We start from the raw sequence: 11,926 nt of genomic DNA, 5'->3' as shown, positions 1-11,926 counted from the left end.
TCTGACTATTTAATGTTTGGTGGTTAAAAATTATATAATTGGCTCCCATCCGGGCTCATATTCACGTCCCCAGAGTTTGAGCGCATCATTGTCTTTTGCTCTTCCTGTAACCGGATCGATGGTTAGATCTTTTCCTAAGCGGTATGAAAGGTTTGCCAGATGACACATGTGTGTACTTTTCATCATTTCATCCACCGGGGATCTTAATTCTTCCTTCCCTCGTATGGTATTAAAAAAGTTTAGCACGTGGTTGGTAGACATTCCGCCACCGCCACCAAGAGCGGTTCCTCCTTCATCATCGGCAGACTCACTGTCTCTCAGTAATTTTCCATCGCGATTGTATAGTTTATATCCACCTCTGTTGACGAATACTGTACCCTCGCTTCCAAAGATTACGGTACCTCTATCAGACCCATAAGTATTATAGGCGTTTCTACTTTTACCATCCCATTCAATGACCTTGTTTCCGGGATAATAGAATGAGGCCATCATGGTGTCGTACATGGTCCAGCCATCATTGATAAAATGACGCTTGTCGGCCTCAACACTAACCCTTTCAGGATGGTCAACCTGAAGCGCCCACCGTGCGATATCCATTTCGTGTATGGCATTGTTACCGGTTTCAGCCGTACCATAAGTCCAACCGTACCAGTGCCAATGATAATCCCAGGTATTATACTTATATTCCTGACGAGGTGCAGGCCCCTGCCACAATTCCCAATCCAGTCCATCAGGAACGGGAGCTTTTGTGGCAATTGGAGTTTCACCCCGGTTGTTTGAATAAAAAGTAACCGCTTTGTAAGGAACCCCAATTATTCCATTATGAATTTGTTTAACAATCTCAATACTTTCGCGTGAAGATCTTTGCTGATTTCCCAGTTGAATCACTTTTCCATATTTTTTATAAGCTGTTGCCAGTAATTCTCCCTCCCGGGCGTTATGACTTCCGGGTTTCTCAACATAAACATGCTTCCCTGCCTGAACAGCCATTATAGCGCCAGGTGTATGCCAATGATCAGGTGTGGCATTGATTACGGCATCAACGCTCTTATCGTTCATGATTTTACGAACGTCATTTTCAAGTTTGAATTTATAATCCAGATGTTTGAATGAATTCGCTGCGCGATCACGCTGACCTTTCATGACATCACATAAATAGGCCAATCGCACATTGCTCGATTTCATAGAAATGGGCTCATTAAAAGCGTATAAACGCCTTCCCAGTCCTACAATTGCAACATTTATTCTGTCATTTGCACCCATAATCCGCGCATAACTACTTGAACTCATCCCCATCCCCGCCATGGTAAAACCCGCCGCTCCCAATGCGGATTTCTTAATAAAGCTTCGTCTGCTGTTTTCTATATTCATGCTGCTTTTTAATTTACAACTTTAAAGTGAGAGATTGCAATTTACGCAACAGATGATCATAAAGCACATGCTAATTGATTCAATTTCACCCGATATTTGTTTCAAGCCTCAAGCAAAAACTCCATAAACATTTATCTATCAGTACTCTGACGGGGTTTTCCCATAAACCTTTTTGAAACAGTTCCTGAAGTAATCAACATCTTCAAAACCCACCCTGAATGCTACTTCATTGATGGTAATACCGGATTCGCTTTTCAATAAGATGCAACTCTCGCGTAACCGGATTCTTCGGATGAATTCAACGGGTGAAACTCCGGTGAGTGAAGAAATCTTCCTGTAAAACGTTGACCGGCTCATATTAAGTTTACGACTTAACTCTTCAACACCAAAACCGGGTTCATTTATATTTAATAACACAATCTCAGTCACAGAATCAAGTAATGGATCTCCTTTTGACTCTCTGTCAGAAGCAGGAATTTGATAGTGGGATAGCAATCTTTCCCTATAGTGCTTTCGGGCAGATAAGATATTGCGTACTTTACCTGCAAGCAACTGAACATTAAAAGGTTTTACAATATAATCATCAGCTCCACAATCAACACCTGCCTTTTGGTGCTCGGCTGCACCCAAAGCCGTCAAAAGCAGGACAGGAATATGTGCCGTTGAAACCTCCTCTTTTAACTTTCTACAAACTTCAAATCCATTAAATCCGGGCATCAAAATATCCGAAACAATGATATCAGGAATATGCTCTACAGCTAATTGTAGCCCCCTGTTGCCATCAGAAGCCTCCAATATATTATAACCTTTAAATCCATCTTTAATAAATGCTCGCAGGTCATCATTGTCTTCAATTATCAGAACAGTAGTTTCGCCAGGGTCTTCATCAGAATTCTGGCAATCCAACGAACCTGATGGTAAAAATTCCCGAAACTCTACACCCTTATTTTCTGGGATATGACTGACATTGAGAGGAAATCGAAACAAAAATGTACTTCCATTTCCAGTGGATTGCTCAAGCAGAATGTCCCCTCCATGCAATCGAGCCAAATCCCTTGAGAAAGAGAGTCCGATGCCCAATCCATCGTTTATGTTTTGGCGTGAATGACTGGCTCTGTAGAATCGATCGAAAATACGGGATTGTTCTTCAGCAGGAATGCCTGCTCCATGATCAGCAACTCGTATTCCAATCACTTTGTCTTCATTTATGCAAACAATATCGGTTTCAAGGGTAATCTTTCCTCCAATCGGAGAATGCTTTATGGCATTGGTAAGCAAATTCTGAACAATTTTCTCCACAATGTCAAAATCAAAGTATGAAGTGGGGATATTGTCATTCAAGTTAAATACGATATGGAGTTTTTTTTCTGTTATTATATTATGACATAACTCAACCTGGTCATGCAAAAATGAATTAATATTTCCTGCAGAAAGTTCCACCGGCATTAACCCGGAATCAATTTTTCTGAAATCAAGCAGTTGATTGATTAATTTATGTAGATTTCGGGCATTGCGATAGACCCTGTCCAACTTAGTTCTAATAGGTTGGGAAACATCACTGTTTTTCAGAATTTGTTCTACAGGTCCGAGAATTAAAGTCAAAGGAGTTCTTATTTCATGGGAGATACCTGTAAAGAATCTCAATTTACGTTCATCTGCATCATGAACCATTCGAGTCATTTCAACAACCTGATCGCGTTGACGAACAATCTCGTCGTGCTGATTCTTCAAAAGATCGTTTTGATTCTGTAGCTCGCGTGTTTTTTCTTCTACCTGGCTTTCTAACTTGATTTTTTGTCGTGTCAGTGATCGTAACCTTAAGCGATAAAACATAACAATGATTGCAGCAAAAATCATTATCAACAAACCTCTGAACCAGGATGTTTGATAGAATGCAGGTAAAATATTAATTATTAAAGCAGATTCACTCCAAATACCATCGGGGTTAGCACCCCGAACACGTAAAATGTATCGTCCGGGCTTCAGCCCGGTAAAGACCGCAACCCTCTCTCCTGCTGAGGCATCAAACCATTGTGTATGCAACCCCTCTAAAAGAAACTGATACCTGTTCTGTGTTGGAGAGGCATAAGACAGCATGGCATATTCCACAGAAAAAAAATTCTCATTGTGTTTGAGGGTAATTTCCTCCAAAAAAGATAACGCTTCCGGAAGAATGATACGCCCATTATAGGTTTCTCCCGGCTGAATAAGATCATTGTGCAAACGAAAACCAGTAAATCTCAAAGGCGCTACATACTGATTCTCCCTTAAACTATCCGGGTGAAATGCAAAGAAACCACTTAGTCCACCAACGAATATTTTCCCATCTCTGCTGATTGAAAAAGCATCATCTGAAAATTCTATACCCGATAAGTATGTTTTAAAAGCACTGTTTTGAGGATTAAATCTTGACAAGCCGTTTGCTGTGGTCAACCACAGAAAACCGTTCTGATCGGGCATTATGCCATAAACAATGTTGTTGCTTAACCCATCCTCCTGCGTGAAATGATAAAAATTTCCTGTTTCCTTGCACAGGCGGTTTAAACCGCTGTGTGTGCCAAACCATAAATCCTGATTCAGATCTTTTGCAATAACATATACCTTGTTGTGCGATAATGTGGCAGGATCATCCAGAAAATGCCTGAAATTAGTAAACTCTCTGGTTTCCGGATTCAATCTGAACACGCCAATTCCATCGGTGGCCAGCCACAGATAACCATCTGCATCTTCACAAACAGATCTAAAGAAATTACCAAGATAAGGAGATTGAGCGTGTTCACTTATAAACCACTCCACCCATTTACTGTGGGGATCATATTGAATCAGCCCATCTGAAGTTGCAACCCAGAATCGGCCTTTGCTATCCTCATAAAAAAAATAGGTATGCCCCAAAAAATGAATCGGATCCCCAACAGAATCCGTTGCGGGATGAAACAGGACATTTCCCGATAAAACATCACGCTCAATTCTGGAAAATCCTGAATAATATCCTACCCACAACCGATTCTGACTATCCAGATACAAATCCCTTATGCTGTTGTTATACAATGCCCCGTTCGCATCAGGGTCGGCATCAAAGCGCTTAATTTCTCCAGTTTGCACATTGATAAAATCCAGACCCTGATTACGGCTTCCCATCCAGATATTTCCATCAACATCCTGACTAATGGCGCGAACATCGTTACTATGAATCGAATTTGGATTGGCCGGATTGTGAACAAAACGTGTAACAGGTTGCTTATAAGGATCGTACTTAGCCAACCCATTGAAACGAGAACCAATCCATAGGATGCCTTCCTCATCCGTCATAAGACTAATAATCTGGTTTCCCGGAAGACTGTGCTCATCGTACAAAGCGTTAATAAAATGTGATTCAGCGTAAAGTTTTTGTGCCGATTCCTTTAAACGAAAAAGCCCTCCATGGGTACCAAGCCAAATTTCATCGTTCTTTCCCATCTCAATGACACTGAAGCCACCTGTGGAACTAAATTGTTCATTTAACTCTGCATCCGTAAGTTGCATTTCAAGAATAAATTCTCCATCCTGTTCCCGAAAGCAACTCAGTTGTGAAGAACTGACAGTCCACAAACGCTGATTGTGATCTGTTTTAAGCGAGAGAACCGGACCTCCTGTTTGGGATTGAGGCAAATAAGCATGCTGAACAATTTCATCTCCAAGCGAAATCAACTGCAAACCATTATTGGTTGCCACCCAGGTTTTATCATGGCACCATTTATTAAGAGCTAGGATGTTATTCCCTGCCAATCCATCGTCCGCCAGGAAAACAGCAAAAATATCTGATTCACGATTAAGTTTATTTAAACCGTAATTGGTTCCAATCAATACATCATTGGCTAAGGGAAGAATCGCGTTCACATTGTTATCAGAAAGCGCTCTGTTTTCGGCATCATCAGAAAGATAATTTCTAAATCTCAATGTTCGTGTATCGAACATCGACAATCCACTGCCCGTTGTTCCAATCCAAAGCTTATCATCATTGTCGGCCTCAAGAGCTACAGTAATATTTGAACTTAAACCTCCGATATTACCAGGCTCGGGTTTATAGGAAACAAACTGAAATCCGTCAAATCTGGTAATTCCATCATATGTTGCAAGCCAAATAAATCCGCTGGCATCCTGAGCTATGCTGAACACAGAATTCTGTGGCAGCCCCTGTAAAGTTGAATATCGTTCAAATGTTACCGGAGTCTGAGCGCGAACAACCGCCGCATTAGCTGCGAAAATTGCCAACAACAAATATCTGAACATATAAAAGCTCATACATGGCCTCATTGGTAAATACATTTTAAACTAAAACATGCGCAAATCTGAGTCCACAGTGAAAACCTTTTTATAAATCGCATGTTTTATTTGGTATAAGCAAGCAAATATAATAATTTACAAAACAACGCTCCTATTCAGAAATTGAATTTGGAATAAAGATGTTACGATATCGTAACATCTTTAGAACTTATAGTTAAATTTTTCTATTTTAGCCAAAAAATGACATGCGCACGCTATTAATATTCATTTTATTCCCTCTGTTGATATACTCATGTAATCAGCAGCATTCCTATCAACTTGAAAATGTTGATATAATAAAAATTGACGCATCAATACCTCAAAATGAAAAAATTGTGTCGATAATTGAACCTTATCGTGATTCCCTGGAGCAAATCATGAATGAGGTGATTGGCAAGAATAAAGCTACCATTAGATCGGTTAAACCGGAGAGCCCCTTATCAAGTTTTGTTGCCGATTTGGTATTGAAGGCAGGAAAGGATTTTCTTGAACGACAGCATGCTGATGAACTCCCTGTAATAAGCGTTGTAAATGTAAGAGGCTTAAGAGCTCCCCTTCCAGCTGGAGATATAACTATCAGAAATGCATTTGAAGTCATGCCATTTGAAAATCAGATGGTAGCAGTTAAATTGAATGGCAAACAGATTGAAACACTCTTCAATCATATCGCATCAATTGACGGAGATGGAATTTCGGGCGCATCATTTACATTAATTGAAGATCGCGCAGAAAAGATCAGAATTCACAATAAAAAACCAATTCCAGACTCACTCTATTGGGTTATAACCTCAGATTATCTGGCAGCAGGTGGCGACCATTATAATGTTTTCCAGGAATCAGATCAAATATTAACATCCAAAAGAACCATCCGGGATTTGATTATTGCTCATATCAAAATGCTAAACAAAAACGGAGAAATTATTAAACCTGATAACACAGTTAGAATAACTGTGAAGCAGTAGTTGGGATTTATCCGCTAAAAATGAAAAACAATTCATCATTTAAGAATTTTACCATGTATTACAATCGGCAATTTAGCAATAGAATTTATTCAGCAATATTTCTGATGCTTATATTTTCCGTATTCTATTCGTGCAACAATGCAAATGAAACAAGAATAACAATATTGCATACCAATGATTTACACAGTCACATTGAACCACTTCCAGAAAATCATGGAAGATTCCCGGGCATGGGAGGCTTTGCACGAATAAGCACAATAATCAATCAAATCCGTGAAAACACTGAACATGTTCTAGTGTTTGACTCGGGAGATATGTTTCAGGGAACTCCTTATTTCAATTTCTATGAAGGAAGTCTGGAGTTAAGACTGATGAGCAAAATGGGATACGATGCAGCCACATTGGGAAACCATGAGTTTGATAATGGAATAGAAAGTTTGAGCAATCAGCTTAAGTATGCGAACTTCCCATTTATTTCGACAAACTATGATGTAGAAGGAACTTTGCTTGATGGCAAAATAAAAGAATACCACATAATTGAAACCGGCGGGATTCGGATTGGAATCATCGGACTCGGGGTTGATCCTGATGGACTTGTTGCTCCGCATCACGTAGACGGGCTTAAATGGCTTGATCCTGTTGTAACAGGTGACAAAACTGCTGAATTGTTAAAAACACAATACCATTGCGATATCATCATCGCCTTATCGCATCTTGGTTTTGATATGGGAGAGGATCGTTTTGATGACTTAAAAGTTGCAGCACAATCCCATCATATTGATGTGATACTTGGTGGTCATACACACAGATTTATGGAGGAACCGCGCTTCGTCACTAATCTGTCCGGCAAAGAAGTAATCATATGGCAATCAGGTCAAAATGGTGTACAAATGGGCAGACTGGATTTTGTTTTCCGTAGAGGAAAACAAACCGAATTGGTTAATGCCTCTACAATTGCTATTAAGCTAGATTAATAAGATATATCCAAGAGAGATAGAACAAATCGTCCCAGGGATTAACCCCGGGACGATTTGTTTAGAAATCTTACTATTGCTGTGCCATGAAAATCACAATCTAGCGGATGATTAACTGACGTGAAACAGGCCTTGCAGTATCATTGGTTTGAAATATCACAATATAATTTCCCGGATTAAAATCCATTCCAGGCAAGGATGCTTCTCCATTTGTTACAATTAGCTTTTCAGTGCGCAATAAACGACCGGTGAAATCATAAATACTTACATACAGAGTTCCATCTGTTATTCCTTCTGCTACAATGCGTATCTTCTGATTTCTTGAAACAGGATTAGGAATGATTTGCAGAAAGGTATTTAATAATTCGGAGTTTTCGATGTTTGTACCATTATCACCACCGTTGTCTCCTCCATTATCTCCTCCGTTATCATCCACAGGGAATTCAAACGGGCCAATATCAATCATCTCACCTTGAACCCTCGGTTCACCTCTAAAATCAAAAGTTATCCAATCAGGCATTTGCTGAATGCTACCGGCGTCAATGGCAGGAGATTCATCTTGCAACTCAAACTCAAAATTTAGTGCATCTACAAAAAGAGGATCATCAGTTAAACTATTAACACCAGTACCATCCTCTACAATAGAACTGCGTACAACAATGTTTCTAAAATGATCGAAACCTTGATCGGCTCTATTTCCCCAGAAAATAGAGTTATGAACATGGTTAAGATTTGAGTTAGATGCAGACATCGCACCACCCATCCTGCCAGCCTGATTGTTATAAAAAAGACAGTTATAAAATCTCATTGAAGAATTTGAGAACACAGCCCCCCCGTGATCGTTTGCGGAATTCACGGTAAAGATAACATTTGCGAAGGCGGGATTCGACATTGCATCAGCATAAACCGCACCTCCATTACCCGTGGCAGAGTTATTTCTGAACCATACATTAGCCAGAACAGGACTGGCATTTTCAAGATATATTCCTCCTCCCAGATTATTGTTATTGAAAGAAAATGATGCATGACCATCCTGAATGACAACCCCATCAAGAATTGTTTCTGATGAAACAGGATGATTCGTCGTTCCAAGAATCTTAACCACATGAAACGACTTGATTTCATCACCTATCAAACCACTCAGGATTGATTGATTATTAACAACATCCCTTTGATTAAATTCGGTTTCATTGCCAAAGAATCCTCCAAATACTTTAACTCCATCAGACAACTGGAAAGAAATCTCTCTGTTACCGTCATTGGTAGGCGTATAAATTCCCTTAGCAACCCAAATGCTATCACCAAAGGATGCAATGGCTAAAGCATTTTTCAAATCAATTGCATCATTCCATGATGATCCATCACCAGTTCCATTAGGCTTAACAAACAATGGTTCATCTCTCCTGATTCCAAAATTGTACCATGGTGACCACAGCAAATCACCGGACTGATCTTGAGCACCCACTCTCCATGTCACTCGGTCGGCAGGTTTTAGTCCTGCAAGTTCAAAGAACTCTGAACCGATTCCCTCTTCTGTTTCAACATGCTGATTGTTTATCTGATACTGCAATCTATAGTGAGTAATGGTAGATGGTTTTTCAGTCTCCCACTCCCACTCCAATGTTACATTAACTATTTCAGGTGTAAACAATGCATTATTTAAAGGGGACGTAGGGAAAGGAACCGGAGTGGCACCTTCAAAAACACCTGCATCAACATGACTACCCTGAATACGCTGATTCTGTGCAAAATCCTTATCCAACCAAGCCGGAACTCTAGCATTATCACCCATATTAATAGCCGGCGATAATGAATTTATCCTAAAATCAGACTCATCAGGATCAAGAAACTGCGGATTATCGCTTCTAACCTGAACCCCGGTAAATCCTCCATCTACAATTGAATGTGATGCTGTTACCTGAAACATTTGAGGAAATGAAGGAGCATTGTTGTTCCAAACAATTGAATTGATAACAGATACCCCTCCCTGTGGAATAAGCTCGCCATTAATAGCGCCTCCCCGTGTTAAAGCCTGATTCCCAAACAACACACAATTGACCAAAAGAAGATCACGGTTGGCAAGTATTGCTCCCCCAAATCGACCCGATTTGTTATTGCTGAAGATGGTGTTATAAAATGACGGTGAAGAGTTTCCATCAGTAAAAACTGCACCTCCAAAATTTAATGAATAGTTATCTCTAAACCAGCAATTAACAATAATTGGAGAAGCATGCTCAAATCGTATAGCAGCTCCCCTGTCATTAGAATTGGTTTCGCTGTTACCATAACCACCTTCAATAATAAAACCATCCATTATTGCTGAGAAAGTGATAGGTTGCTCAGCAGTTCCTCTGGCAGTTACCACTCTGAAACTATTATCAATTTCAGTATCCGGATCACCAATGTTTCCGCTAAGAATGGTTTTATTCTTAACCCAGTTTCTTTGATTTATGGAGGTTTCGGTGCCTGCAAACCCTCCATAAAGTTTCATACCTCTCTTTAGTTCAAAGGATGCATTTCTATTTGTTGAGTTTGTTGGCTTATATACTCCTGCTTGAACCCATAACTCATCTCCATGAATATAATTATTGATTGCTCCCACTAAACTGGAAGCATTTGACCATGAACTGCCATCCCCAGTTCCATCAGGCTTTACATAAACAGGTCGATCCCGTTGTATGGTAAAAACAAACCAGCCGGCCCAGTTTTTATTCCCGAATACATCCACACTTCCTACACGCCATTCAACGCGATTGGTAGAGCTTAGTCCGCTGATCGTTTGCATCAATTGAGTTCCCGGTATGTTAGATACAACAATTTTACTACCTCCATCAACAACATATTCCAGTTCAAAACCTACAACATCGGCGGGTTTGCCAGTTGTCCAGTTCCACTCAAGAGAAACTTCTGTGGTTCCGGCACTAAGAAAACTGTTATTAAACGGAGACACCAAATAAGGGGTGATTACAGCCCCTTCAAATGGTCCAATATCAACGATTGATTCAATGATTCGCACTCCACCCAGATAATCTAATGTATGCCAGGATTCTACAAAGGCATTGTTTCCAGAGTTGATGGCAGGAGAGCTTCCTCTTAGTCTGAAATCCTTGTTGGGAGCATTAAAGAAAAGCGGATCAGAAGAGATATTTCCATCGCCGGAATATCCTCCCTCAACTATAGAATTTGAAGCAGTAACACCTGATAACTGAATGCCCAAAGGAGAAAAATTGCCCCATACTATTGAATTAAGCAGCAATGTCTGCATCGTTCCTCTAACAGCTCCAGCACCTGAGGACGACGTATTTCCATAAAATAATGAATTTATAAGACGTAATCCTCCATTTGAAAAAACAGCACCTCCATCGCCATTCGATTGATTATCGACCAGAATACAGTTGGCAAATTTGGCTGAGCTGTTTTCATCTGCATATACGGCACCTCCAACTCCTGATGAAACATTATTCCGGAACCAAACATTGACCACAATTGGTGAAGCCCATTCCATGTATACACCACCACCATTGCTAAAATCACCTACACCATTAGCATTTCCATGTTGAATATAAAAACCATCAAATTTTGTTGATTCTGAAATGGGATTAGAAGATGTCCCTTTAAATGTAACAACATGATAGCTGTTATCACCGTGATTGCTCACCTGCCCAATATCTCCACTTAAGATGGTTTTATTCAAATACCAGTTTCGCTGACTCAATTGAGTTTCAGTACCATTAAAACCTCCATAAACTTTTACTCCATCAGGAATAACAAATGAGATGCTCCGGTCGGTGGTATTGGTTGGTTTATAAACACCGCCCGCAACCCATATTTCATCACCGGCACTGGCCAAATTTAAGGCTCCTTGTAAATGAATTGCATCAGACCAGGAAGTTCCTGCACCCGTAGCACTTGGGGTTACATGAAAAACATTAGTTGATTCAATACTGATGAATGAGGCGCAATACAAAAAACAAAAAAATAAAATTCTCATCGGATCTATTTTGATAAGGTTAATGGCTTTAACAACTACTTAATTTAGTACTTATTTAACGAGTAAAATCCAAGCAGAATTAGAATTCCCCCAGATTAAATAAAGATTAGCATGTTAAACTAATTTAATTTTCTACGAACTTGTGAAGTCAAAGTTGCAATAATTCGATATAAATATGGCATTATCAAATAAATATAATTGCTCAAGTAAAATATTCAGAGAATTTCATAATAACAATTCATTTAATACTATGAACTCTCACCATCTGAGAAACGGGTCACTCCGCAACTCCTTATCCCCCACCTGGTCTATCATTTACAAATCCT

5 protein-coding genes are annotated in these 11,926 nt (G+C 39.8%); 2 read left to right on the top strand and 3 right to left on the bottom strand.

Annotated elements, in window-relative coordinates:
• Window positions 1–30: 30 nt before the first annotated feature.
• A complete protein-coding gene (locus tag B5X70_RS07065; protein ID WP_198314206.1) occupies window positions 31–1,371 on the bottom strand; it encodes a Gfo/Idh/MocA family protein in 1,341 nt (446 codons plus the stop codon).
• Between the two features lie 138 nt (window positions 1,372–1,509).
• Complete coding sequence (locus tag B5X70_RS07060) at window positions 1,510–5,652, bottom strand: hybrid sensor histidine kinase/response regulator transcription factor (protein ID WP_159449994.1); 4,143 nt, start codon at window positions 5,650–5,652, stop codon at window positions 1,510–1,512.
• Window positions 5,653–6,008: 356 nt separating this feature from the next.
• Between B5X70_RS07060 and B5X70_RS07055 the strand changes: the two genes are divergently transcribed.
• A complete protein-coding gene (locus B5X70_RS07055) occupies window positions 6,009–6,635 on the top strand; it encodes a 5'-nucleotidase C-terminal domain-containing protein (RefSeq protein ID WP_157666452.1) in 627 nt (208 codons plus the stop codon).
• Window positions 6,636–6,655: 20 nt separating this feature from the next.
• Window positions 6,656–7,609, top strand: coding sequence for a bifunctional metallophosphatase/5'-nucleotidase (locus tag B5X70_RS07050; RefSeq protein WP_079557192.1), 954 nt, complete (start codon window positions 6,656–6,658; stop codon window positions 7,607–7,609).
• A gap of 100 nt (window positions 7,610–7,709) precedes the next feature.
• On the opposite strand, the gene B5X70_RS07045 is transcribed toward B5X70_RS07050, so the two are convergent.
• Window positions 7,710–11,600, bottom strand: a complete 3,891-nt coding sequence (locus tag B5X70_RS07045; protein ID WP_079557191.1) for a choice-of-anchor Q domain-containing protein — start codon at window positions 11,598–11,600, stop codon at window positions 7,710–7,712.
• Between the last annotated feature and the right edge of the window lie 326 nt (window positions 11,601–11,926).

This window comes from Alkalitalea saponilacus (assembly GCF_900168165.1).
In the GTDB taxonomy this organism is placed as follows: domain Bacteria; phylum Bacteroidota; class Bacteroidia; order Bacteroidales; family Marinilabiliaceae; genus Natronoflexus; species Natronoflexus saponilacus.
This window is presented reverse-complemented; position numbering and strand designations above follow the sequence as displayed.